The following is a 24,712-nucleotide window of genomic DNA, read 5'->3' on the forward strand; positions in this document are numbered from 1 at the left end:
CCCTGCCAATAGAGGCTCGAGTTTGGCCATGAGTTCGGCCAAACCCTGAAGAGCGGCATCGTCGCTCAGCAGACCTGCACTGAGTTTCATGGCAGATTCGTGCTCGGCCATCGGAATATCGGTAGTGCTATTCATCGCGAATCTCCTTGTGTGTATCCATGAAGCTGGCTTAGACCAGAGCACGTGCTACTGCCCAGTACAGGCCTCGATTGAAACCCTTGCGCATCATTCCGCCGATCTTGGTGGGAGGCGTTGGCTTGACATCTACTTTGTAGTCATACCAAAGAGGCATTCCGTCATCGAGCCCCATCTGTGCGATGGCTACAACTCGGCCGTCGTATGCGTCGCAGGTACGGTCGAAGCGGATCTGCGATGCGATGTTGTTGACGACAACAGGTGACTGGCTGTGGCAGGAGCCACCGGCCTTGCTGACAGGAAGATCCACGGTGTCGCCGAGCACGTAGACATTCGAAGTGCCTAACATTTGCATCGTCTCGTGGTCGGTGGGGAGCCAACCTTCGCCATCCTGTGCCTGGGACATACCGCTATCGCGTACGGCCTGTACTGCGCGAATGGGTGGAGTGGCCATGAGGATGTCGAAGTCTTCTGACCCGCCCTCTTCCGAATAGGCGATCTTTGCGTCGGGGTCCACGTGCGACAACGTGAACCCGCGCTGATAACGTATGCCGCGCTGCTCGAACACTGTCGGGAGGATCTCGCAGGTATCCCTCTGAAGGAACAGGCAGTTGCGCAGCAGTTGCGATACCGTGGGGTAGGTATAGATGATCTCCACTTTGTCTCGCACTCCGCGGCGGCGTAACAGATCGTCGAGCATCAGGGTCGTCTCGATTGGTGCGATGCCACACTGGTGGGGGACGTTCGGGGTCTTGGGGAAGGTCACGGTGATGAATATTCGGCCCTTCTCGATACGAGTCAGCTTGTCGGCCAATTGGCGGGCAGGTCCATGCTGGTAGAAATGGTCACCGCCCTCGGCCAAGCCAGCAATGCGCTCTGGGGAAGGAACGCAGCCTGTGGATATCACAAGATGGTCGTAATTAAAGCGCTTTCCGCTTTTGCATTGGACTGATTGAGCCGCAAAATAGAAGTTCTCCACTTCCTCAACTTGAAAGTCGATTTCAGGCCTCAGCAGTCCGCGTTGTTTACGCCTCAGCTCGTCCCGGAAGAATGCATTGAAAGCCACATACATAAAGGCTGGCTTGTAATAGTGCCAGGGAGAATTAGAGAGCATGGTGATGCGCACCTTGCCGCTCAGCAATTCTGGATACAACTTGATGACTAGATGATTGGCTGTCATGGTTCCGCCAATGCCGCCGCCAATGATCAATATGTGATGCGCCATCCTGCTACTCCTTTTTACGTTCAGTCGGAAAATGGCCGACCCCGATAGGTGCCGGTTCGGGAAACCAAGCTCAATCGGGTCGAAGTGAGCGCCAGACTCCTTCCCACAACGAGTCAAAGAGCTGTGCGAGCGGTGTGTCCACCAGTCCGTCAAGACGCAGGCAAATAATGCGAATTGCGCTGCCATACATCAAACTGGCCGCAACCATGGGTTCCATTGAGCGAATCTCGCCGTCTTTCATGCCCGAGAACACAAAGCCACGCATACGGACAAATGCAGAAGCGGAGCAGATCGCTTGCTCCTCTGGCAGGAACTCGCGGTGACGTGCGTTGACCACAAAACCCATTGCATCAGGCTCGGCTTCAGTCAAAGCGAACAACATGCGCAGTACGGCTTCACAGCGTTCGCGGCTGCTTGCGTACTGCACTTCAATGACATCCAGCAGCACATTCATGCGGGCGAGCAGGTGTCGATACAGCTCCCGAGCAATGCCTTCTTTATCAGTGAAATGGTTGTAGAAGTAGCCGATAGAAACTCCAGCCTCGGTGCATAACTCTTGGATTGAAGTGTTAAAGAAGCCATTCCTTACAAAAAGCCTCAGAGCCACGCTAAGCGTTTGAATATGGCGGGAGCCGGCATTTGGAAAGAATGTCCAGGTTTCTTTTTGCATTGTAAAAATAGAATGAATCTTCATTCTATTTTTCACGCAGTGATGATATGGAAAAACGGGAGTAAACCCTGTTTACAGACAGTCGAATTTTCTCAATTTCTGGAGATTGAAATTTGGCCGAGCAGGCCTTTCGCCTTTTACCTTTGCTTTTGTATAAAGAGGTCGAGGCTCTATAGGGCTCTCTATCTGATGGGTTCGGTGTCGTATCTGGCTACCCGGCGGATGAGTGCGGTGGCCATATCAGCCAGCACAAACACAACGTGAATGGGTTTCGGTTCCGGGCGAGCATCTTCTCGATTTCTGGAATCAGAATAGCCGTCTCGGGGGGGATCTGTCATCAGCTTTTTGCTCCACGTGTCTTTTGCTCTATCCGGCAACGCCACTCTTGGGCATGCCTTGAGTCCTCCTGCATTCAGGGCTTGATACCCGAGACGTGCCAGCCCTTGTGCTCCGACACGGTATTGGCACTGCCGATAAGGCGCTTCTGATGCTCAAGCTGCATTCCTGGACTCGTATTGCAGCCATCCTGGTCTTTGGAGATAGGGGGCTGTTGTGCTTCACCAAAGTCAGAAAGTCAGGTTCATGTGAGACTACAGAAACAAAAAACCAGTTCAAGGCTGGCGAGGTGTGGGCAGGAGCTTCGCTTGCTTACACGTCAAATACCTGTAAGCGATGGAATAACCTAGACCTATTGCTATGAAAAAGTTGCTTGGAATCTCGGCATTCGCACTGTTCTTGTCTGGCTGCCATGCACACCATGGACATGGTTAAGGGCACCGTTACCATGATGGGTTCTACGGGCATCCACACGGCCACAAGCATCATGGTCATCGGTCTTGGGTGGTCATCGCGCGGGCATAAGCGCCACAGCGGACGTGGGAACGGTCGACGCCAGGCCTGAAACACAAAAAAGCCACCTTTGAGGTGGCTTGGTTTATCTGAAGACTGTTTAGAAAGCGTCGACGCTGTACTCGCCTTCGGGAGGGTTCTGGGACAGCATCCGCAGAACTTCTTCGGGGGAGCGCGGGTCAGGCATTGGCGTCATGATCTCTTGAATCGTCGCTTTGAGTTCTGGATAGGCGGCGTACAGGTAGGTCATGGCTACTCCTTGAAGGGTGGATGGAAGCTGATGTGTCCCTTTTTAACGTTTGACTGTGTCAGTTCGTTGACAGGAATGTAAGCCGTGAGGTGTGCCTACAGATTCTCAAGCAGGCATCGTACGGTCCTGTCGTCCGGTTATTAGGCTGTCTGCCCGGGCAGAAAAAGGCAGCGCGTGCAGTGACTCGGATCGCACCGCCAGGGGGCTGAAGTCGGTATCCGCCCAAGCCGGGCCAGCAAATCAGCGTATCGCTGCTGCGGAGGGTAGACAGCAAGCGCGATGGCGCCAAGCGGTTTGGCCATGGTTTTTCATCCTCTGCGGGCTCGTCGCCGCAATGCAGGGCGGCGTATCAGTAGCGGCGATAGCCGGGTTGTTGCCGGATGCTTTGCAGTCAATCTGGTGCTGGACTCTGTCAGCCATGCGCGGCGCGTGATGACGCAGTCGAGAAGCTCTGGCCTGTGCTCCAGATGAGAGGCAGGCTTGTGATTGCGCAACGGTGTTTGGCTGTGCTGCGGTGGTTGCCGACTTGATTGGCTCGATCGTGGAAAAAAGGCTTGGCTAATAGGAGAGGGCCGCTGGCTAGCTAAAACGCTGCAAGCCCTCGCTTGTCAGCGCCCCACGATGAAGAGGCGGTACAGCGATTCGCTGCACCATGAGATGAATCATAAACGCAATTGAGAATCGTTTGCAAATAACCGTGCGATTCTCAGGACTATAGAAAGAAAGGGCCAATGCTTGGAGGCATGAAACTGAATTGCTCCAAGAGTTGCTGGATAGATACGGGTGTTGGGTTCAGGCGCGTTGGAAGAGGTTGCGATGTGTCAGTGCCGAGGAACGGTACCAGTCTCTGCCGCTGGAAGATGAATCATCAATTTCCGGACTGGCGCTAGACAGGCTCAGCTTGCACTGCAAGCCGTGTCCATGAAGTTCCATCATTTGCTGTTTGTAGCCTGTGCCCTGAAGAGGGAGCACTTGAACTCTGTGCGCTGGCGCCTGGCCAGCGCTGGCATGATGTCGAATCCATGGTCTGCGTTCCCTCTGGTTGATATTTCGTATGCTGCTGACGTATCCTGATAAGGCATGCCTCTATAGTGGCCATTCATCGCGACACTGAGGCGTATGTCCTGGTTGCCTGGCGGTAGTCAGCGGAGTGGCCCAAGTCCCAGGCATGATCCGCTGGCGCCTTCTGCGTTTACCGTTGTGGGCACGTTGATAACGTGTAAGGGCTTGTACCGCATGGATGCCCTGGCTGCTCCCGCGGCCGTAGGCCTCGCTTGCGCTTAACTTTGACCCAAGCCGCATTTCGCGGCTTTGTTCATAGGGAGGGCATCATTAATACTCATCAAGCCAAGGGTGCGCTGAAGGATGCTGCAGGTAGGGTTCAGGAGAGATTTGGTGAACTCATAGACAGTCCTGAACAAGAAGCCAGGGGGATCGCAAAGCAGGTTGAAGGTGCCGCTCGGAAGAAGGTCGGTGATCTGAAAGAAGCGATTCAAGAGGTTGCAAAAAATAAGCTGCACGAGCTCTAATGAGCAAAGTCCGCTAGGCCAGCCAGCTGATTTTTGTGTTGCTTTCTGGCGTGGTTCATTACTGAATATCTATTCATGCTGTGAATTTATACATGTGTGCTACAATGCAACCGTCGGGGAAATCATGCTGGCGCCTAGGAATGGTGGTCGGCCCCCGACGCGGAATATCGCGAGGTGGAGCAGTCTGGTAGCTCGTCGGGCTCATAACCCGAAGGTCGTTGGTTCAAATCCGGCCCTCGCAACCAATAAAGCCCTGGTCGGAAACGGTCAGGGCTTTTTTTGCCATCTTTCTGTCATATTTCGAGAGCAAGATACGCATCGCTAGGTTCAGGTTGTAGCACTGAAAGATGGCTTAACCCCTGGCGCCAATTCCAAAGCCCTGGCTGTAGCAGCCGGGGCTTTTTCTTTTGCCTTCTGCCAGCCGAGAGCTGGTTGCTGCGGCCAGGGCTTTGTCTCGTCGGCTTTTCTTGTTCCCTTGAGCCAGCCAAGGCTACGCTCAGGTGGCATGCCGCACGGGTGATGAGAGGGCTTCTTCATTGCTCACGGAGAGCTCTTGCATGTGTCACCTTTGGCCGAAGGTGTGGAAGCTGGAGTTGCGGAGGCAGCCGGTTTTCTTGCCATGAGGGCGCAAAGCATCAATGCTCCGTGCTGGCCTTAGAGGGGTAAGGCGGTTCTTGGCCTGCCGAGCCACAAATAAATATGATGGCGCGTATAAGTCGGCAAGGTTGCAAAGCATAGACAGACAAAAGGGGTTAGATCTTTCGATCTAACCCCTTGTCATTTGGTCGGAGCGGCGGGATTCGAACTCGCGACCCTCTGCTCCCAAAGCAGATGCGCTACCAGGCTGCGCTACGCTCCGAAGCCTCTATTCTAACTACAAAAAATTGCTCATTTTTTGAAAGTGTCGAATTTTTAATGGCGAGGCGCTATTTATTTTGAACGAGGTGTCGTGGGGGCCGGGCCACGGTTGGCCAGGTGGCGGAAGGTAATGCGGCCCTTGGTCAGGTCGTAGGGCGACATTTCCAAAGACACTTTGTCGCCGGCCAGAATGCGAATGTGGTGCTTGCGCATCTTGCCGCCGGTATAGGCAATCAGTTGGTGACCGTTGTCCAGCGTGACGCGAAAACGCGAGTCAGGCAGGACTTCCGTCACGGAGCCTTGCATTTCAATCAGTTCTTCCTTGGCCATTGTTCAATCTCTCAGAAAAGGTCAGTTGCGGCGCTTGCTCGTCATCACCACGGAAAAGGCCTGAGCAGTACAAGTGCTCAGGCCTCAATGTGGCAAGGGCGCTGCGCTGTTTGCGCAGACCGAACAAAAGGCCGATATCCAATCAAGCTATGCTGTGAAGCAGCATTCAGCTAAACATTGGAATTGTAGCGTCTCGCCTTCGCTTATGCCCTCATAAATGGGTAAAGCGTCGCAGCGATGAGACGGGGGTATGGGTCTTTGTCATGACGCTTGCATCATTGAGATGTCGTGCCCGGGTGGTGGCCTGGATGGGGGAAAACGCCTGTAGCCCTCAAAGACAGCCGCCGCTGCCGTGGTCTTGGCTAGAATCCTGTTCGACAGCTCTATAACTTTGATAGCAAAATTCCATTGTGTCTGATCGACTTGCCGTACTTTCCCAATATTTCTTGCCCAAGCAGGCGCTGACCGCGCTGATGGGAAAACTGGCGCAAGCCGAGGCTGGCGGATTGACGACGGCGGTCATTCGCCGCTTTATCCAGCGATACCAGGTGAACATGGCCGAGGCCGCCAATCCCGATCCTGCCGCCTACAAGACTTTCAATGCCTTTTTTACACGTGCGCTCAAGGACGGCGTTCGCCCTCTGGCGCAGGCGGACTGGATTTGCCCGGTAGATGGTGCGATCAGCCAGTTCGGCAGGATCGAAGGCGAGCAGATATTTCAAGCCAAGGGGCATCAATACAGTGCGACCGCCCTGGTGGGAGGCGATGCGGCTCTAGCCCGTCAGTTCGATAACGGCAGCTTTGCCACGATCTATCTGAGCCCGCGCGACTATCACCGCATTCATATGCCTTGTGCCGGCAAGCTGCGCAGCATGACCTATGTGCCAGGGGATCTGTTCTCGGTGAACCCGGTTACCGCACGTGGCGTACCCGGCTTGTTCGCGCGCAATGAGCGCGTGGTCTGCGTGTTTGATACCGACCATGGCCCCTTCGTGCTGGTACTGGTGGGCGCGACGATCGTTGGCAGCATGGCCACGGTGTGGCACGGCCTGGTCAACCCGCCGCGCCCAGGCCATATCAAGACCTGGAATTACGAAGGTGCCGAAGCAGTGACGCTGGCTAGCGGCGAGGAGATGGGCCGCTTTCAGCTTGGCTCCACGGTGGTCATGCTGTTTCCACAAGCGGCAGGCCTGCAGTTCAATCCGCAGTGGCAGCCAGCGGCGCCGGTGCAACTGGGTCAGGTCATGGCCAACGCCCAGATCAAGCTGGGCTGATAGCCGGGTTTCATAGAAAAAGCCGCTGATGCCATGAGCTCAGCGGCTTTCTTGTTTTGATGGATCAAAGAAACCAGGTCAGCGGCTCGGGCCTGCGTTCGGTGGTGAACACTGTGGGGGCAAGACTCAGGCGATCGGGTTTTACCGGGTCGTCGTGACCTCGGAGGTAGACCATCAGTTCGCGTCTGCGCAAGATGACATGGCTGACGATTTCGCGTCGGCCATTCTGAGTGACCTCGGTGCCGGGGCGAAACAACGGCATATGAAACAGGCCACTGCGTGTGGTGGGCGGCGATGCCGCAACTTCATTGGAGGCGAGCTGCATGGGCTTTCCGTAGTAGTGGTGACTGCTTATCGGCAGCGAATCACCAAACTAAAGCCCGAATTGCCGGGCCTGGTTCAACCGGGCTGGGCCAGGGCCTTGAGCAGCTCGGTCTCCATGCGCAACTGGCTGTTGTTGTCCTGCAGTTCAGGGCCTTCGATGAGGAAGGTGTCTTCCACGCGCTCACCCAGGGTGCTGATCTTTGCCAGATGCACGCTGATATGGTGCTGGGCCAGGATGCGGGCAATGATGTAGAGCAGGCCGGCGCGGTCTGACGCGGAGATGGACAGCAGCCAGTGCTGGGCTTTTTCATCGGGGCGCAGGATGACGCGCGGAGCGAACGGAAAGCTTTTGACGCGGCGCGACAGCCGTCTTTGCGATGGCGTGGGCAGAGGACCGCCGTGCAGCAGGGTCTGGGTCAGATCGCTTTCCACCATGTGCATGAGCTCGCGGTACTGCTCCTGCATGGTGGGTGCGACGACCTGGAAGGTGTCCAGTGCGTAATCGTTGTTGGCCGTGTGCACCCGCGCATCGAGGATGGAAAACCCGGCCCGGTCGAAGTAGCTGCAGATGCGGGCAAACAGATCGGGCTGATCAGGTGCGTAGACCAGCACTTGCAGACCTTCACCGGCCAGCGACCGCCGGGCGCGTACCACGGGCTTACCCTGACCCACATGGCGTGAGAGATGGCGGGTATGCCAGGCGATGTCGGCCGCTTCATGGCGCATGAAGTAGCTCACATCCAGTGTTTCCCAGAGTTTCTTGTGGGACTCGAAGGGCTGGGCGGACAGTGCCAGCTGTACCAGCGCCTCACGCTTGCGGGCTTCGATTTCGGCGGCGGCATCCGGGGCGCGGCCACCCAGCACGCGCAGGGTCAGGCGGTAGGTATCTTCCAGCAGCTTGCCTTTCCAGGCGCTCCAGACCTTGGGGCTGGTGCCGCGAATGTCGGCCACCGTCAGCAGGTACAAGGCGGTGAGCTTGCGCTCGTTGCCGACGCGTTCGGCAAAGGCGCGAATCACATCGGGGTCGGACAGATCCTGTTTCTGGGCCACCTGGCTCATGGTCAGGTGCTCGCGCACCAGAAACTCGACCAGCTCCGCATCGGCCTTGTCGATCTGGTGGGCACGGCAAAAGCGCTTGACTTCGACGGCACCGATCACGGAGTGATCGCCGCCACGGCCTTTGCCGATGTCGTGGAAGATGGCGGCCAGATACAGAATCCAGGGCTTGTCCCAGCCTGCGGCGAGCTGGGAGCAGAACGGATACTCATGGGCATGCTCGGCCATGAAGAAGCGTCGCACATTGCGCAGCACCATCAGGATATGCTGGTCCACGGTGTAGACGTGGAACAGATCATGCTGCATCTGTCCCACGATGCGGCGGAAGGGCCAGAGATAGCGGCCCAGTACCGAGGTCTGATTCATCAACCGGATGGCATGGGTGATACCGCGCGGCTGCTGCAGGATTTTCATGAAGGTGGCGCGATTGACCGGATCGCGACGGAAAGCACTGTCCATCACATTGCGGCTGGCATACAGCGCTCTCAGGGTTCGCGTCGACAGACCCGTCAATCCCTCATGCTGTTCATACATGAGAAAGGTTTCGAGAATGGCATGCGTATCGCGCTCGTACAGATCGTCGCTGACCACCTCAATGGTGCCGGCCTTCTCACAGAAGCGATCATTGAGTTGAATCAGTTCGTGCGAGCCGGGGTTCAGGCGCTCTTCGATGCTCATGCGCACGATCTGGCACAGCTGGGTCACCGCCTTGGCGGCCCAGTAATAGTGGCGCATCAGGGTCTCGCCAGCGCGCATGGCCAGCTTGCGGCCCTCCGGCGTGGTGGAGCGGTAGCCAAAGGCTTCGGCCACGGCGGTCTGCAGGTCAAAGACCAGCCGGTCCTCATGGCGGCCGGCGGTGGCGTGCAGGCGGGCACGGATCAGGCTGAGCAGGGATTCGTTGGATTCGAGCTGCTGGACCTCGAAATGGGTGATCAGGTCTTGCTCAGCCAGCTCATGCCAGCTGTTGCCGAAGCCTGCGGCCTTGGCCAGCCAGAGCATGGTGTGCAGATCGCGCAGCCCGCCGGGCGATTCCTTGCAGTTGGGCTCGAGCGAATAGGGCGTGAAGTCGTATTTGGCGTGGCGCTGGCGCATTTCCAGCAGCTTGCCTTCGACAAAAGCCTTGGGATCAAGTTGCGCGCGGAACTGCTGCTCGAAGTCGGCAAACAAGGCCTTGCTGCCCGTGATGCGGCGTGACTCCAGCATGGCGGTCTGCACCGTCAGGTCCTGCGCAGCCTCCTGCAGGCATTCGGCAATGCTGCGCACGCTGGAGCCGATTTCCAGGCCTGCATCCCAGCAACTGCTGATGAACTGCTCGATGCTGGCTGCCAATTCCGCAGCCGGCTGTGCACTGCTTTGGGGCAGTAACACCAGCACATCGATGTCCGAATAGGGAAAGAGCTGGGCGCGCCCATATCCGCCCACGGCCAGAAGGGCTGCACCTTCCGGCATCTGCGCGCGCTGCCAGAGAGTGCGCAGAAGACCGTCGGCGAGTTCACTGAAATGGTGCAGCACTCCGCGCACGCTGCGTCTGCCCAGCGTGGGGTTGCGCAGCAACTCCATCTGCCGGGCCTTTGCCTCGCGGTATTGCTCGCGCAGGCTCTGTAGCGAGGAGAGGTCGGAGGCGTCGGCAGAGTTGGCGTAGGAGTGGGCAGATGAGGTCATGCGCAGTAGAAAAAAGCGTTTCAACAGGGCAAGTGCTTGAGCGTCACCTTAACCCAACTGACTTGGGCTTGAGGCCTGTGATGGCAAAAAGATGAGCGCATGGCGCTTGCAGCACAAGGTCTACAAGCAAAAAATATGCCGCATCCAGCTTTGGCCGGATGCGGCATGCAGATCAGCGGCAGCAGCGCGCTCAGGTGCGGATGGCCGTGATGAAGTCGGGCGGAGTGGGTGAGCCATCGGACCAGGTCAGCACGTCATAGCCGGTCTTTGTAACGGCCAGCATCAGCTCCCACTGGGCGGTCAGGCTGCGATCCTTGGTGACCACGGTCCAGCCGTCGGGCATGGCCTTGATGTCGCGCTTGCCCAGATTCAGCATGGGCTCGATGGTGAAGACCATGCCTTCTTCCAGGACCACGCCTTCGCCGGGGCGGCCATAGTGCAGCACCTGGGGCTCGTCGTGGAACACCTTGCCGATGCCGTGGCCGCAGTATTCACGCACCACTGAAAGATTGTTGCCCTCAGCGTAGGTCTGGATGGCATGGCCGATATCGCCCAGCGTGGCGCCGGGCTTGACTTGGGCAATGCCCTTCCACATGGCCTCGAAGGTCAACTTGGACAGACGCTTGGCGGCAATCGTGCCTTCGCCGATGATGAACATGCGGCTGTTGTCGCCATACCAGCCGTCTTCGGTGATGATGGTCACGTCGACATTGACGATATCGCCCTTCTTCAAAGGCTTGTCGTTGGGGATGCCGTGGCACACCACATGGTTGACCGAGGTGCAGACATAGGCCGGATAGGGCGTCATGCCCGGGGGCTGATAGCCGAGGCAGGCGGTCTTGGTGCCTTGCTCGGCCATGCGCTTGGCGCACAGATCGTCGATCTGCTGGGTGGTGATGCCGGGCTTGATGTGGGGGGTGATGTAGTCCAGCACATCCGAAGCAAAGCGGCCTGCAACGCGCATGCGCTCGATGTCTTCGGGAGTCTTCAGTGTGATGCTCATGGCCGCAATTATCCCATTGCGCGCTTGAACATGCAGGGCTTGTGGGTGTGAGCATTCGGACTAACCCCGAGGCACGGTAAAATCCGAGGCTCACCGAATTCAGCGAGTTGGCCGGGTCCCCTCAGGCAGGGGATTGGCCAGGTCGCTTTTCAACAGCCTTCACATAAACAGGCCGCCACGTGACATTGCATCTGACACAGTTTGAGGGTGGAAACGCCCTGAGCTCGTTCCGCGCCCAACAGCTTCTGACCGATCTGGTCGCCATCCACCCCAAGATCACCGGCGTATCTGCACGCTTTGTGCACCTGGTTGCCACCGAGGGCGCAGTTGCGCCCGCATTGCAAGAGCGCCTGTCGGCGCTCTTGACTTATGGTGACCCCTATAAGGGCAGTGCGGACGGCTTGGCCTTCATCGTTACCCCCCGTCTGGGCACTATCTCTCCCTGGGCTTCCAAGGCGACCGATATCGCCCGCAACTGCGGCCTGAATGTGTTCCGTGTGGAGCGCATGACCGAGTATCGCGTGGAAATGAAGTCCGGCCTGCTGGGCGGCAAGCCCGAGTTGTCGACAGAGCAAACCGCTCAGGTCGCCGCTTTGCTGCACGACCGCATGACCGAGTCCGTGTTTGCGACACGCGCAGAGGCCGAGCAACTGTTCACCACCCTGGCTGCACAACCCATGGAGTTTGTGGACGTGCTGGGCGGTGGCCGCGCAGCGCTGGAATTAGCGAACAAACAATGGGGCCTTGCCCTGGCCGAAGACGAGATCGAGTATCTCGTCAATGCTTTCAACGACCTCAAGCGCAATCCCACGGACGTGGAGCTGATGATGTTTGCGCAGGCGAACTCCGAGCATTGCCGCCACAAGATCTTCAACGCCAAGTTCACCATCGACGGCGTGGAGCAGGAAAAGTCGCTGTTCGGCATGATCCGCAACACCGAAGCATGCTCGCCCCAGCACACCGTGGTGGCCTATGCCGACAACGCTTCCATCATGGAAGGCCATGAGGTTGAGCGATTTGTCGCCAAGTTCGATGCCAAGGCAGACGCAATCAGCGCTCCCAGCTATCAGAAGCAGGCGGCTACCAACCATGTGCTCATGAAGGTGGAAACACATAACCACCCTACGGCGATTTCGCCCTTTCCCGGCGCATCGACCGGCAACGGCGGCGAAATCCGTGACGAAGGCGCAACCGGCCGTGGCTCCAAGCCCAAGGCCGGCCTGACCGGCTTTACCGTCTCCAAGCTCTGGGGCAGCGAAGTGGGCAAGCCCGAGCACATCGCCAGCCCGCTGCAGATCATGATCGAAGGCCCTCTGGGCGGCGCGGCGTTCAACAACGAGTTCGGTCGTCCCAATCTGACCGGCTATTTCCGCGAGTACGAACTGCAGGTCGGCGACATCACTCGCGGCTACCACAAGCCCATCATGATCGCCGGCGGCCTCGGCGTGATCGATTCCGAGCTGACCAAGAAGATCGAGTTCCCGGCGGGCACGCTGCTGATCCAGCTGGGCGGCCCCGGCATGCGCATCGGCATGGGCGGCGGGGCGGCCAGCTCCATGGCTTCGGGCACCAATGCCGCCGAACTGGACTTCGACTCGGTGCAGCGCGGCAATCCCGAGATCGAGCGCCGTGCGCAAGAAGTCATCAACCATTGCTGGCAGCAGGGCGCCGAGAACCCCATCCTGGCCATCCACGACGTGGGTGCCGGTGGTATCTCCAATGCCTTCCCCGAGCTGACCAACGATGCCGGGCGCGGTGCACGCTTTGACCTGCGTGCAGTCAAGCTCGAAGAGTCCGGCCTGTCGCCCAAGGAAATCTGGTCCAACGAATCGCAGGAGCGCTATGTGCTGGCCATCGCTCCCGAATCGCTGGAGCAGTTCACGGCCTTCTGCGAGCGCGAGCGCTGCCCGTTTGCCGTGATCGGCACGGCCACCGAAGAACGCCAGCTGGTGCTGGAGGACACGGGGGTCGAGTCCGGCGACCAGAAGTTCCCCGTGGACATGCCCATGAACGTGCTACTGGGCAAGCCGCCCAAGGTGCACAAGGATGTGACCAGCGTGGAGCGCGAACTGCCCGCCATGGACCTGACCGGCGTGCCGCTGGAAAAGGCCGTGATCGAAGTGCTGGCCCACCCCACGGTGGCTTCCAAGCGCTTCCTGATCACCATCGGCGATCGCGCCGTCGGCGGCCTGACCCATCGCGACCAAATGGTCGGTCCCTGGCAGGTGCCGGTGGCCGACGTGGCCGTGACCCTGGCAGATTACAAGGGCTTCAAGGGTGAAGCCATGGCCATGGGCGAGCGCACACCGCTGGCCGCCATCAACGCGCCCGCCTCGGGCCGCATGGCCGTGGCCGAAGCCATCACCAATATGCTGGCCGCACCCATCGAGCTGTCCAAGGTGAAGATGTCGGCCAACTGGATGGCCGCCTGCGGCGAAGCCGGCGAAGACGCTGCGCTGTACGCCACCGTCAAGGCCGTGGGCATGGAGCTGTGTCCCGCGCTGAACATCTCGATTCCCGTGGGCAAGGACTCCCTGTCCATGCGTACCCAGTGGAGCGAGAACGGCCAGACCAAGAAGGTCACCTCGCCCGTGAGCCTGATCATCACCGGCTTTGCCGCCATCGACGATGTGCGCAGCACGCTCACGCCCCAGCTCGACGCCGAGGTGGAAGACAGCACCCTGGTGCTGATCGACCTGGGTCGCGGCAAGATGCGCATGGGCGGCTCCATCATCGGTCAGGTGCTCAATCAGTCGGGCAACGAAGTGCCGGATCTGGACGAGCCCAAGGATCTGATCGCCATGGTGGACGCAGTGAATTCATTGCGCGCCAAGGGACTGATCCTGGCCTACCACGACAGGGGCGACGGCGGCCTGCTGGCCACGGCCGCCGAAATGGCCTTTGCCGGCCATGTGGGCGTGGCCTTGAATGTGGACATGCTGATCACCGAAGGCGACGGCATCTCCGACAGCCGCATGGACAGCGGCGAAGGCAAGAACTGGGGCAAGCAGGTCTCCGGTCGCCGCGAAGACCTGACCTTGCGCGCGCTGTTCAACGAAGAGCTGGGCGCCGTGCTGCAGATCAGGACCGAGGACCGTGCCGAAGTGCTGCAGGTGCTGCGCGAACATGGCCTGATCCAGTGCAGCCATGTCATCGGCAAGACCCGTCCTGCTTCGTCCGCTGTGGACGCCGGCAAGGGCGAGCTGCAGGTGTGGCGCGATGCGAACAAGGTGTTCGGCGCAACCCTGTCCGATCTGCACCAGGTCTGGGATGCCGTGAGCTGGAAGATCACCCAGCAACGCGACAACCCCGTGTGCGCCGACAGCGAGCATGCTGCGGCGGGTGAACCCACCGACCCCGGCATGCATGTGCATCTGACGTTCGACCCTCAGGAGAACGTGGCAGCGCCCTTCATCAACGTGGCTGCCAAGCCTCGCGTGGCGGTGCTGCGCGAGCAGGGCGTGAACTCCCATGTGGAAATGGCCTACGCCTTCACCGAAGCCGGCTTTGATGCGGTGGACGTGCACATGAGCGACCTGCAGTCCGGCCGTGCGCAGCTCAAGGACTTCGCCGGTGTGGTGGCCTGTGGCGGCTTCAGCTATGGCGACACCCTGGGTGCGGGCATTGGCTGGGCACGCTCCATCACCTTCAACGACCGTCTGTCCGAGCAGTTCCAGGCCTTCTTCGGTCGCAGCGACACCTTCGGCCTGGGCGTTTGCAACGGCTGCCAGATGTTCGCCGAACTGGCCGACATCATCCCCGGTGCGCAGGATTGGCCGCGCTTCACGCAAAACCAGAGCAACCGCTTCGAGGCGCGTCTGAGCATGGTGGAAGTGCTGGAGTCGCCCAGCCTGTTCCTGCAAGGCATGGCCGGCTCCCGTCTGCCCATCGCCGTGGCGCATGGCGAGGGCTTTGCCAACTTCCAGTTCCGTGGCAATGCCCAGCAGGTGGTCAAGTCCATGCGCTATGTGGACAACCACGGCCAGCCGACCGAGCAGTATCCGTTCAACCCCAACGGCTCGGCTGGTGGCTTGACTGCAGTGACGACCGCCGATGGGCGTTTCACCGCGATGATGCCTCACCCCGAGCGCGTGTTCCGCAATGTGCAGATGAGCTGGACCTCGGGCGACAAGTCCGAGTTCAGCCCCTGGATGCGCGTCTGGCGCAACGCCCGCAAGTGGCTGGGTTGATTCCCTGGCACTTCTAGTGCAATCAAAAGGCTCTGCATTCTGCAGAGCCTTTTTTCATATCTCATGGCTTTCACAGAGCCCGGTTGCAGGCTCAACTGCACTATGAGAAAGACGAACGAAAGCCAGATAGCGAGTACCTTGCTGCGGTTGCCGCAGCAGGTGTTGATGTGCTGCGGTCAGCGTCAGTCAGATTTGCCCGCGGAGGATGCCAGCGAACAGCTTTTGCTGGATCACTTTCGACGCTGTTCCTCGGCCGCCAGACAGCATCTCTTGCAGTCTTCTATTTTGTTGACAGCGGGCCTTTCAGATGAAGTGTCGTCAGTGGCCGAGTCTCCGACCCGCAGCCGACTGCCAAGGCCTTGACACAGTGCATGTGGCCTCGCGGGCGTCCTGGCCGGTTGGACCCAGAGAAGCCAGATCTGCAGTATCCATTCGACAGCCGCATGGGTAGCCTGGTGCAGCTGCAAGCAGCTTGAATGGCATGAGCATCTACGCCGGGTCGAACTATTGGTAAGCAAAAGTAGCAAGGATGCCGTGACTTGGCTGCTGCGGAGTCGGTACTTGCATCTGCAGCAGCGTCGGCGGGCTGAATGTTCGTCGGGAACAGCAGCGCCGCAGCTTGGCGAGGAAGCCGGTTGATGCATGTCGCACGGCTTCTTTGTGTTCTGATTTTTTGCACGTTTTCATCGGCACAGCGCCATGGCGATGATAGGCTGATGCATTGCGCGCAACGGTTTGCGCGGTCTGTCAAACCACAGTTTTTGCCGCGCTGAAAGCACCGTTTCAGCAAAGTGCGGACGAGGTTTTCCGAGGGTAGTCTGGTACTCGCCCTTGGTGCGTAAGCGCCTCGAACTATCAAGATATTGCGTCGATTCGGGACGGGAGACATTGGTGTCGCGTGTATTAGCAACGGAAGCGGAAGTTTTGGCACTGTCGCCGGATGCTGCGTCATCCAAGGCGGCCAAGGGACTGCAGTCCCTGAGCAAATGGCCGAACACAGGCAGCAATGATGCTGCGGCGTGGGGGGAATGCCAGGGCAGCGGCAGCAAGCCGTATCAGACTCAGGTCGATCTGAGCGGGCCGGCCTTCAAGTGCTCCTGCCCCAGCCGCAAGTTCCCCTGCAAGCACGGGCTGGCGTTGATGCTGCTGCGCGCAGGCGGCCAGGTGCCGGAGGGCGGCGAGCCCCCTGAATGGGTCAGCAACTGGCTGGGTGGTCGTCTGCAAAAAGCCGAGCAGAAAGAGGCCAAGGCGGCGGCCATTGCCGCTGCGCCAGTTGCGGATCAGGAGGCTCTGGTCAGACAACAGGCCAAGCGCGAGGACAAACGCTGGGACAAGGTTGCTGGCGGCATGCAGGAGCTGTCGCTATGGATGCAGGACATGGTGCGCACCGGCCTGGCCAATCAGGCGGGTGACAGCCAAACGCGCCAGCACTGGAACACCATGGCGGCACGCATGGTGGATGCCCAGGCCACGGGTATGGCCGCGCGTATCAGGGAAGCCTGGGAGCTGGTGGACAGTCACCCGACCTGGCCGCGTGACCTGCTGGTGCAGCTTGGCCATTGGCAGCTGCTGGTGGATGCGGTGCAGCGGCGTGACTCGCTGAGCCCCGAGGTGAAGGCCGACGTCATGGCCGCCCTGGGCTGGCCCATGGACAAGGCCGAAGTACAGGCCCGTGGCGAGACCATCAGCGACGATTGGCGGGTGCTGGGCCAGCGCCTGATCGAGCGCGAGGGCCGCCTGCTGGAGCGCCGCGTCTGGTTGCAGGGCCTCAATACTGGCCGCGCAGCCCTGATCCTGGACTATGCCCAGGGCGGGCGCGGGTTCGAGACGGCCTGGGTGAGCGGCGGCGCTTATCGCACAGCCTTGAGCTTCTACCCTGGCAGGGCGAGCCTGCGGGCGGTCGCGGTCAATGGGGTTGAAGCACTCGACAGCTGCGATGCCGCAGCCCTGACGGCCAAGGCTTTGGGCGAACCGTTGCAGCAACTGGGCGAGCGCATTGCGGCCAATGCGCTGCAGCCGGTGCAGCCGCTGTGGTGTGCGAATGCCCAACTACTGTATGTAGAGGGGCAATGGCTGGTGGGCTGGCCCACAGGGCAGAGCCAGGCGGCGCCCGTGCCTGCGGTGATTGCCGATGACGAAGCCTGGCGGCTGCTGGCGCTGAGCGGCGGCACGCCTCTGGCCCTGTTTGGCGAGTGGGAGTCCGGGCCGCAACTGGGGCGCTGGCGCTTGCTCAGTGCCTGGCAGCAGGATGCTCACAGCAAGGCCTTGTCCCCCATCTGGCATAACCAAGGAGAGATGCGATGAGCAGCGCCAATTTGTGGGCTGCACTGCAGCAGTCAAGTCTGGTCGGGTCGGACAGGCTGGCCGTGCCTGCGGTGTTGACCGCGCAGGTCGATGCCGCAGCCAGCCCCGGTTTGCAAGCCATGCAAGCCGCCTGGCTGCAGCCGGCTGCATCAACGGCGGCACAGCTGCTCAGAGCCAGCGCCGTCGCTGCCGTCCTGGAGCGGGCGGGCTGGCAGCCCGGTGCGCAGGTTAGGCTCGGCGCACCTTTGAGCTCTCCGGCATTGCCAGCTGACGAGTCTCGCCGTGCGCCCGAGGATGAGCGCTTGCATGACCTGATGCGTGATGTGCTGCAGCATGGGCCCGAGAGCATGCTGGCTCCCATGTTCCATGTCCTCGATCAGGCTGGACAGCGCCTGCCTCATGCGCTCCTGGTCGATGCTTTGAATGAAGGCCGCCGTTCGGTGGAGCTGCGTACCTGGCTGACGCCGGTGCTGGGCGAGCGAGGCCGCTGGCTGGCCGGGCTCAACCCGCAGTGGAGCTATGCCAGCGGCGTGCAGGAGACGGCCAATGCCGAGCTGATCTGGCAGGAGGGCTCCATCGAGCAGCGCGTGGCGCTGCTGCACAGCGAACGTGAGACCGATGCCGACCAGGCGCGTGCCAGACTGGAAGCCAGCTTGAAGGAGCTCAATGCCAAGGAGCGTGCACCCATGGTGCTGGCTCTGGGTGTAGGGCTGTCGATGGCGGACGAGCCGCTGCTGGAAAAGCTGCTGACCGATCGCAGCAAGGAGGTGCGTGAGAACGCGGCCCGTCTGCTGTCGCGTCTGCCGCAAAGCGCGCACAGCCTGCGCGTCCTGGGCTGGCTGCAGTCCATGCTGAGCCGCAATGCCAAGGGAGAATGGCAGATCGAGCCGCCCGAGGAGGGGAGCAAGGACTGGGAGCGCGACGGCATTGCGCTGCAGCCGCCGGCCTATATCAAGGGCGTGAAAGCCTGGTGGTTGCAGCAGATGGTGGAGCTTGCGTCCATCGATTTCTGGCTGCAGACCCTGGAGATGACGCCCGAGCAGCTCTGGGACTGGAGCCGCCGCAGCGACTGGAAGACCGCTTTGCGCCAGGGCTGGCTGGCGGCCCTGCGCGATCAGCCCGATGTGCGCTGGATTGCGCTGTTGCAGACCATGGAGCGCGATGCACGGGCTGAAGCGCTGCTGCCGGCCCTGCTGGACCGGTTGAGCCAGCAGGAGCGCGAGGCGCTATGGCAGACGCAGTTGCAGCAAGCCAAGGGCAGCTTGGTGGACCGCATCAACACCATCGAGAGCAGCATGCCCGTGGTTGGCGTGTTTTCTCAATCCATGTCTGAGCAACTGATGGACGCACTGGACAAGGCGCTGGGTGGCAAGCAGGCCACAGGCAGCTGGCATAGTTGGCAGGCCGATCGGGCCGTGCTGGCCTGCGCGCGCCGCCTGCATCCGGCCGTTCTGCCGCGCTTTGTGCGACTCTGGCGTCAGCCTCCACAGGCTGAGGAACTTGCCGTGCCGCAGCAGCCACCCGAGGCAGCAGCCCCGTCAGGGCTGGGCGGGATCTGGAAAAAGCTGGTATCCAAGGTGGCCGATGCGGCCGAAGAGGTCGCCGCAGTGGCTGCGCAAAGCACCCTGACACCCGAACAGCAGGCGCGGCTGGAGCGCGCCCGTCTGCGCCCCTGGGATGACGAGCGCGTGCTCGAGCAACTCAACCGTAGCGTCGATCTGCGCCTGGCCCTGCATGCCGCACTAGGCGCCTAAGCCTTCGAATTTTTCTGCATTCAACCGAAAGTCATCATGAGCCAAGTACTACGTCAGCACGCCGAGGCGCAATTTGCCGAAGAACTCGATGCCCTGCAGAAGGTGGACGACCGTCCGCGCCCGCCCAACTGGAAGCTCTCGCCCTGGGCCGTGCTCCAGTATCTGATGGGCGGCAAGCTCAGCAACGGGTTTGAGCTCAGCCCCAAATACATCGGCAATGCGCGCCTGATGGAGATTGCCGTGTCCACGCTGGCCACCGACCGTGCCTTGCTGCTGTACGGCGTGCCAGGCACGGCCAAATCCTGGGTGTCCGAGCATCTGTCGGCGGCCGTGAGCGGCGATTCGACCATGCTGATCCAGGGCACGGCCGGCACCAGCGAGGAACAGCTGCGCTATGGCTGGAACTATGCCCAGTTGCTGGCCCATGGCCCGTCCGAGAAGGCGCTGGTTCCAAGCCCCCTGGTCCATGCCATGAAGCTGGGCAAGATCGCACGCATCGAGGAGCTCACACGTATTCCCGCCGATGTGCAGGACACGCTGATCACGGTGCTGTCCGAAAAGACGCTGCCTGTGCCGGAGCTGTCCATGGAGTTCCAGGCCGTGCAGGGCTTTTCGGTCATTGCCACGGCCAACAACCGCGACAAGGGCGTCAACGAGCTGTCCAGCGCCCTGAAGCGCCGCTTCAACACTGTTGTGCTGCCTGTGCCGGCCTCGCAGGACGAGGAGGTGCAGATCGTCACCAAGCGCGTGGCCGAGCAGGGGCGGGCGCTGCAGCTGCCAACCGAGCCGCCTGCGCTGCAGGAGGTGCGCCGTGTGGTTCAGATCTTCCGCGAGCTGCGCCACGGCCAGACCGAGGACGGCAAGACCGTGCGCGTGAAGTCGCCCAGCTCCACGCTGTCCACGGCGGAGGCCATCTCGGTCATCAACAGCGGCATGGCGCTGGCCGGCCATTTCGGCGATGGCGTGCTACGCGCGGCCGATGTGGCCTCGGGCCTGCTGGGAGCCGTGATCAAGGACCCGGTGCAGGACACGGTGGTGTGGAAGGAATATCTGGAAACCGTGGTCAAGGAGCGCAGCGACTGGAAGGATCTGTACCGCGCCTGCCGCGAGCAGATCTGACGTACTTCTCGGGACTTTCCCATTCCTTTCTCATGTGACTGCTGATCGAGCCCATGGCCACTTCCGCTGACAACGTCCATTTCTTCGGCATCCGCCACCACGGCCCGGGCTGCGCTCGCAGTCTGCTGCAGGCGCTTGAGGCCTTGCAGCCCGATTGCCTGCTGGTGGAAGGCCCGCCCGAGGGGGAGGCGCTGCTGCCCATGTTGCAAAGTACTGAGCTGCGCCCGCCCGTGGCCATGCTGGTCTATATGCAGGACGAGCCTAGCCAGGCCGCGTTCTATCCGTTTGCCGAGTTCTCACCCGAATGGCAGGCATTGCAGTGGGCCAGTCGCCGGGGTGTTGCAACCCGCTTTATCGACCTGCCGCAGACCCATGGCATGGCCATCGAGTTTGCGCGACGCGAAGCACTTAAGAAGGCCGCACAGGAGGCCGAGGAGGCTGTGCTGTCGGCGGCTGTCCCGGACTCGGAGCAGGATGCACCGGATGTCGCGGAGGCCGCGACGCTTGCCGATATGCAGGATGGCGACGAGCATGAACTGCAGCTGGACCTCCCGGCACCGGCTCCTCAACACCTGCACCGCGATCCGCTGGACTGGCTGGCCCATGCCGCAGGCTTTGACGATGGCGAGAGCTGGTGGAATCGTCTGGTCGAGGAGCGAGGCGACAGCGAAGCACTGTTTGAAAGCATTGGCGAAGTGATGACGGCAGCCCGCGAAGAGCTGGCCAAGGACGGCGAACATTGGCGCGGCGAGGAATACATGAAGCGAGAAGCACTGCGCGAAGCCCATATGCGCCAGTGCATTCGGGAGGCGACCAAGGCCGGTCACCAGCGCATTGCCGTGGTCTGCGGTGCCTGGCATGTGCCAGCGCTCAGGGCCAGCGTGACGGCCAAGGCCGACAGCGCCCTGCTGAAGGGCCTGCCCAAGGCCAAGGTAATGGCGACCTGGGCCCCCTGGACTTATCGCAACCTGGCCAGTAGCAGCGGCTATGGTGCGGGCGTGACTTCGCCGGGCTGGTACCAGCATCTGTGGCAGTGCTATCAGCAGTCCCCCGGTTTGGAGTCAAAGCAACCTCCAGCGCTTGAGGGTGAAGCGAAAACAGCTATCAAAAGCGCAGTTGCTCCGGCCACGCTGCGCACGGCAGGCTGGTTGACGCGCGTGGCCCATTTGCTGCGCGACAAGGATCTGGACTGTTCCAGCGCTCACATCATCGAGGCCACGCGGTTGTCCGAGAGTCTGGCGGCGCTGCGTGGCCAGCCCATGCCCGGCCTGGAAGAAATCAACGAGGCCATCGTCACCGTGATCTGCATGGGCGAGGATGCACCGCTCCTATTGATCGACGAGGAACTGACCGTCGGTCATGTGCTGGGCCAAGTGCCCGCCGATGTGCCTCAGGTGCCGCTGCAGCGTGATATCGAGCAGCAGCAGAAGTCGCTGCGCCTCAAGCCCGAGGCGGCAAGCAGGCTGCTGGCGCTGGATTTGCGCAAGGACACCGATCTGGCACGCAGCCATTTTCTGCACCGTCTGCGCTTGCTGGGCATTGACTGGGGCGTGCGCGCCACCGATGCCCAGCGCAACCGGGGCACCTTCCGCGAAAGCTGGCAACTGCAGTGGGAGCCCGAGCTGGCGGTGCGCATCATCGAGGCCAGCGTGCATGGCGCGACCGTGGCCCAGGCCGCCACGGCCAGGCTGCGCTCCAGCCTGACGCCCGAGACCTCGCTTCCCGAAATCGCGCAGGCCATCGACGATGCACTGCTGGCCGATTTGCCGCAGCTGGTCGAGGCCCTGATCGCCACGCTGGCACAGCGTGCAGCCACCACGGGCGATGTGGCCCAACTGCTGCAGGCCTTGCCGCCGCTGGCCAATGTCTATCGCTACGGCAGCGTGCGCCAGACCGATACCGCCTTGCTGGCCGGCGTGATCGATTCGCTGGTGCTGCGCGCCGCCATCGGCCTGCCTGTAGCCTGCATGGCCATGGATGAGGATGCTGCGGCCGCCATGAAGACCAAGGTGCTGGCGGCGCACGAGGCACTGCGGCTGCGCACCAGCAACGGCGAGGCCCAGCAGGCGGTGGATGCCTGGCGCCTGGCACTGCGCAGCCTGGCCATGGGGGATGCCGCAGCGGCACTGCTGCGCGGCATGGCCTGCCGCTTGCTGCTCGACGAGCAGTTGCTGGAAAGCGCCGAGATCGTGCGTCAGTTCAACCGCAATCTTTCGCTGGGTGCGGCGCCCTTGGATGTGGCGGCCTGGCTGGACGGCTTTCTGAACCAGCAGGCGCTGGTGCTGCTGCATGACGAGTCCATCTGGGGTGCTGTCGATGCCTGGCTCAGCGGTTTGGGCGAGGTGCAGTTTGCACAGATTTTGCCGCTGGTGCGGCGCAGCTTCTCGAGCTTCAGCAATCACGAGCGGCAAAGCCTGGGCGACAAGGTCAAGCGAACGCCTGTGGGGGGCGCTGCGGCACCCGGTCCTGCCATGGGCGCTGCGGACGATGCCGCGCTCTGGGATGAGTCGCGTGCCTTGCTGGCCTTGCCCGTGCTCAATGAGTTGCTGGGCTTGAATCTGCCTCAGGCGCTAATAAGCCAAGCCCAGACAGCTACCGATTTTGATGCGGCCGCGGCCAAGGTGTGACGATGAAGCAAACAGCAAATTTGGCGACCGAGCCGCAACAGGAGTCCGAAGAGCTGCTGCCCACCACGCGGCTGCAGCGCTGGCGCATGGTGCTGGGCAGCCCCGCTGACGCCAGTTGTGGCGGTGTGACGGGCCGCTTGCAGGAGATGGACCAGGCGCTGGCCGCCTTGTATGAGGAAGACAGCAAGCTGGCATCGCGCAAGGGCGGACGCGGCAACTCCTCGCCCTCGGTATCGCGCTGGCTGGGCGATATCCGCAAGTACTTTCCGAGCCAGGTCGTGCAGGTCATGCAGCGCGATGCCATGGAGCGCCTGAATCTGCGCGAGCTGCTGCTGCAGCCAGAGATGCTGGAGAACGTGCAGCCCGATGTGCACCTGGTGGCGGACCTGATTTCGCTGGGCTCGGTGATTCCGCAGAACACCAAGGCCACGGCGCGGCTGGTGGTGGGCAAGGTTGTGGACGAGCTGATGAAAAAGCTCGAAGAGCCCATGCGCAGTGCCGTGGCCGGGGCACTGGACCGCAGCCAGCGCAACCGCCGCCCGCGCCATGCCGAGATCGACTGGAATCGCACCATACGCGCCAACCTGCGTCATTGGCAGCCCGAGTACAAAACCATTGTTCCAGAGACGTTGATTGGCTATGGGCGCAAGGCGCGCCGCCCGCAGCGCGAGGTGATCCTGTGCATTGACCAGAGCGGCTCCATGGCCAACTCGGTGGTCTATTCCAGCATCTTTGGTGCGGTGATGGCCAGTCTGCCGGCCGTGGCCACCAAGCTGGTGGTGTTCGATACGGCCGTGGTCGATCTGACGGAAAAACTCGACGACCCCGTCGATGTGCTGTTTGGCGTGCAGCTGGGCGGTGGCACCGATATCAATGGTGCGGTCGGTTACTGCCAGGGTCTGATCAGCGAGCCGCGCAACAGCATTCTGGTGCTGATCTCCGACCTCTACGAAGGCGGTGTGGAGTCGGGCCTGCTGCGCCGCGCCAACGAGCTGGTCGAGGCCGGCGTGCAGTTCATAACGCTGCTGGCGCTCAGCGACGAGGGCGCACCGGCCTATGATGCGGAGCTGGCGGCCAAGCTGGCGGCATTGGGCGTGCCCTCGTTTGCCTGCACCCCCGATGCTTTTCCGCAGCTCATGGCAGCGGCCATCCGTCGCGACGATGTGGCAGCCTGGGCCGCGACGCAGGGCTTCAAGACCAGCAAATAGGAAGGCTGCCGAAAGAAGGCTGCCGAAAGAAGGCTGCTTGTTGGGGCTCAGTCCGGCAGATCGATACCGAGCTTGGCCAGCCTGGCGGCCATCACATCGCGGCGGCGCGCGGCCTTGGCCGCGGTTTCGCTGACCGTGGCAATGGTCTTGGGGCCTTTGCCCGCAGCGGCCTTGACCAGCTCGGTCTTCTTGGCGGCCTCTGCGGCAAGTTTGCGGTAGCTGGCAATCAGTTCGGCATGGGCGATGGCTTGAGTCACAGGGTTTCCGTTCGATGAGGGTGCCCATTGTCGCTGCAAAGTCCGGGCCGCGCCGATCGCACAGCTGATTGGCAATTTCCTGTCGCAG

Annotated in this window: 16 protein-coding genes and 2 tRNA genes; 9 read left to right on the forward strand and 9 right to left on the reverse strand. The window is 61.1% G+C overall.

The features are described from left to right. Window positions 1-169: 169 nt before the first annotated feature. The 3 genes from P353_RS11375 to P353_RS29530 form a co-directional block, all read right to left on the reverse strand. Entirely contained in the window at window positions 170-1,360 is a 1,191-nt protein-coding gene (locus P353_RS11375; protein WP_034369223.1) for an NAD(P)/FAD-dependent oxidoreductase, read from the reverse strand. Window positions 1,361-1,430: 70 nt separating this feature from the next. Continuing rightward, the gene (locus P353_RS11380; protein WP_232776424.1) at window positions 1,431-2,054 is read right to left on the reverse strand and encodes a TetR/AcrR family transcriptional regulator; all 624 of its coding nucleotides are present in this window, start codon (window positions 2,052-2,054) and stop codon (window positions 1,431-1,433) included. Between the two features lie 925 nt (window positions 2,055-2,979). Next, the gene (locus tag P353_RS29530) at window positions 2,980-3,129 is read right to left on the reverse strand and encodes a hypothetical protein (protein ID WP_196354048.1); all 150 of its coding nucleotides are present in this window, start codon (window positions 3,127-3,129) and stop codon (window positions 2,980-2,982) included. A gap of 1,331 nt (window positions 3,130-4,460) precedes the next feature. On the opposite strand from P353_RS29530, the gene P353_RS11390 reads away from it, so the two are divergent. Together P353_RS11390 and P353_RS11395 are read left to right on the forward strand one after the other, a co-directional pair. Beyond that, window positions 4,461-4,658: a CsbD family protein gene (locus P353_RS11390; protein WP_034369934.1), complete on the forward strand. Its 198-nt coding sequence runs from the start codon at window positions 4,461-4,463 to the stop codon at window positions 4,656-4,658. A 168-nt stretch (window positions 4,659-4,826) separates the two neighbouring features. Then, window positions 4,827-4,903 (forward strand) — tRNA-Met (locus tag P353_RS11395). 537 nt (window positions 4,904-5,440) lie between these two features. On the opposite strand, the gene P353_RS11400 is transcribed toward P353_RS11395, so the two are convergent. Both P353_RS11400 and infA read right to left on the reverse strand, forming a co-directional pair. Beyond that, a tRNA-Pro gene (locus P353_RS11400) sits at window positions 5,441-5,517 on the reverse strand. Between the two features lie 71 nt (window positions 5,518-5,588). After that, window positions 5,589-5,846, reverse strand: coding sequence for a translation initiation factor IF-1 (infA, locus tag P353_RS11405; protein ID WP_003056533.1), 258 nt, complete (start codon window positions 5,844-5,846; stop codon window positions 5,589-5,591). A gap of 410 nt (window positions 5,847-6,256) precedes the next feature. Here infA and asd point away from each other — a divergent pair, with 410 nt between their 5' ends. Further along, on the forward strand, window positions 6,257-7,120 hold the full coding sequence (gene asd, locus P353_RS11410; RefSeq protein ID WP_034350012.1) for an archaetidylserine decarboxylase: 864 nt from the start codon (window positions 6,257-6,259) through the stop codon (window positions 7,118-7,120). Between the two features lie 64 nt (window positions 7,121-7,184). Here the strand turns inward: asd and P353_RS11415 are convergent, their stop codons facing one another. From P353_RS11415 to map, 3 genes are all read right to left on the reverse strand, one after another. Further along, a complete protein-coding gene (locus tag P353_RS11415) occupies window positions 7,185-7,445 on the reverse strand; it encodes a hypothetical protein (protein WP_003056528.1) in 261 nt (86 codons plus the stop codon). Between the two features lie 74 nt (window positions 7,446-7,519). Further along, on the reverse strand, window positions 7,520-10,162 hold the full coding sequence (locus tag P353_RS11420) for a [protein-PII] uridylyltransferase (protein WP_052084834.1): 2,643 nt from the start codon (window positions 10,160-10,162) through the stop codon (window positions 7,520-7,522). Window positions 10,163-10,352: 190 nt separating this feature from the next. Then, window positions 10,353-11,165 (reverse strand): type I methionyl aminopeptidase, encoded by an 813-nt coding sequence (gene map, locus P353_RS11425; protein ID WP_034369233.1) that lies wholly within the window; start codon window positions 11,163-11,165, stop codon window positions 10,353-10,355. Between the two features lie 179 nt (window positions 11,166-11,344). On the opposite strand from map, the gene purL reads away from it, so the two are divergent. The 6 genes from purL (at window position 11,345) to P353_RS11455 (ending at window position 24,367) form a co-directional block, all read left to right on the forward strand. After that, window positions 11,345-15,355, forward strand: a complete 4,011-nt coding sequence (gene purL / locus P353_RS11430; protein ID WP_034369236.1) for a phosphoribosylformylglycinamidine synthase — start codon at window positions 11,345-11,347, stop codon at window positions 15,353-15,355. 924 nt (window positions 15,356-16,279) lie between these two features. After that, window positions 16,280-17,659, forward strand: a complete 1,380-nt coding sequence (locus P353_RS11435; protein ID WP_080750516.1) for an SWIM zinc finger family protein — start codon at window positions 16,280-16,282, stop codon at window positions 17,657-17,659. Continuing rightward, window positions 17,656-19,413 (forward strand): DUF5691 domain-containing protein, encoded by a 1,758-nt coding sequence (locus P353_RS11440; protein ID WP_034369238.1) that lies wholly within the window; start codon window positions 17,656-17,658, stop codon window positions 19,411-19,413. Before P353_RS11435 ends, P353_RS11440 begins: the two co-directional genes overlap by 4 nt. A 36-nt stretch (window positions 19,414-19,449) precedes the next feature. Next, the gene (locus tag P353_RS11445; protein WP_034369241.1) at window positions 19,450-20,532 is read left to right on the forward strand and encodes an ATP-binding protein; all 1,083 of its coding nucleotides are present in this window, start codon (window positions 19,450-19,452) and stop codon (window positions 20,530-20,532) included. 53 nt (window positions 20,533-20,585) lie between these two features. Next, a complete protein-coding gene (locus tag P353_RS11450; RefSeq protein ID WP_034369245.1) occupies window positions 20,586-23,159 on the forward strand; it encodes a DUF5682 family protein in 2,574 nt (857 codons plus the stop codon). Between the two features lie 2 nt (window positions 23,160-23,161). Beyond that, entirely contained in the window at window positions 23,162-24,367 is a 1,206-nt protein-coding gene (locus tag P353_RS11455; protein WP_034369248.1) for a VWA domain-containing protein, read from the forward strand. 47 nt (window positions 24,368-24,414) lie between these two features. Here P353_RS11455 and P353_RS11460 read toward each other — a convergent pair whose 3' ends face one another. Continuing rightward, window positions 24,415-24,624: a hypothetical protein gene (locus P353_RS11460; protein WP_034369252.1), complete on the reverse strand. Its 210-nt coding sequence runs from the start codon at window positions 24,622-24,624 to the stop codon at window positions 24,415-24,417. Window positions 24,625-24,712: the final 88 nt, after the last annotated feature.

This window comes from Comamonas testosteroni, from assembly GCF_000761245.1.
Lineage (GTDB): Bacteria > Pseudomonadota > Gammaproteobacteria > Burkholderiales > Burkholderiaceae_C > Comamonas > Comamonas testosteroni_C.

What these genes read in the sequence shown, in the direction of transcription:
- P353_RS11450 (WP_034369245.1), top strand. Translation starts at nt 20,586, where the DNA reads ATGGCCACTTCCGCTGACAACGTCCATTTCTTCGGCATCCGCCACCAC.
- P353_RS11440 (WP_034369238.1), top strand. Translation starts at nt 17,656, where the DNA reads ATGAGCAGCGCCAATTTGTGGGCTGCACTGCAGCAGTCAAGTCTGGTC.
- P353_RS11420 (WP_052084834.1), bottom strand. Translation starts at nt 10,162, where the DNA reads ATGACCTCATCTGCCCACTCCTACGCCAACTCTGCCGACGCCTCCGAC.
- P353_RS29530 (WP_196354048.1), bottom strand. Translation starts at nt 3,129, where the DNA reads ATGACCTACCTGTACGCCGCCTATCCAGAACTCAAAGCGACGATTCAA.
- infA (WP_003056533.1), bottom strand. Translation starts at nt 5,846, where the DNA reads ATGGCCAAGGAAGAACTGATTGAAATGCAAGGCTCCGTGACGGAAGTC.
- P353_RS11380 (WP_232776424.1), bottom strand. Translation starts at nt 2,054, where the DNA reads ATGAAGATTCATTCTATTTTTACAATGCAAAAAGAAACCTGGACATTC.
- P353_RS11375 (WP_034369223.1), bottom strand. Translation starts at nt 1,360, where the DNA reads ATGGCGCATCACATATTGATCATTGGCGGCGGCATTGGCGGAACCATG.
- P353_RS11455 (WP_034369248.1), top strand. Translation starts at nt 23,162, where the DNA reads ATGAAGCAAACAGCAAATTTGGCGACCGAGCCGCAACAGGAGTCCGAA.
- P353_RS11415 (WP_003056528.1), bottom strand. Translation starts at nt 7,445, where the DNA reads ATGCAGCTCGCCTCCAATGAAGTTGCGGCATCGCCGCCCACCACACGC.
- map (WP_034369233.1), bottom strand. Translation starts at nt 11,165, where the DNA reads ATGAGCATCACACTGAAGACTCCCGAAGACATCGAGCGCATGCGCGTT.
- P353_RS11445 (WP_034369241.1), top strand. Translation starts at nt 19,450, where the DNA reads ATGAGCCAAGTACTACGTCAGCACGCCGAGGCGCAATTTGCCGAAGAA.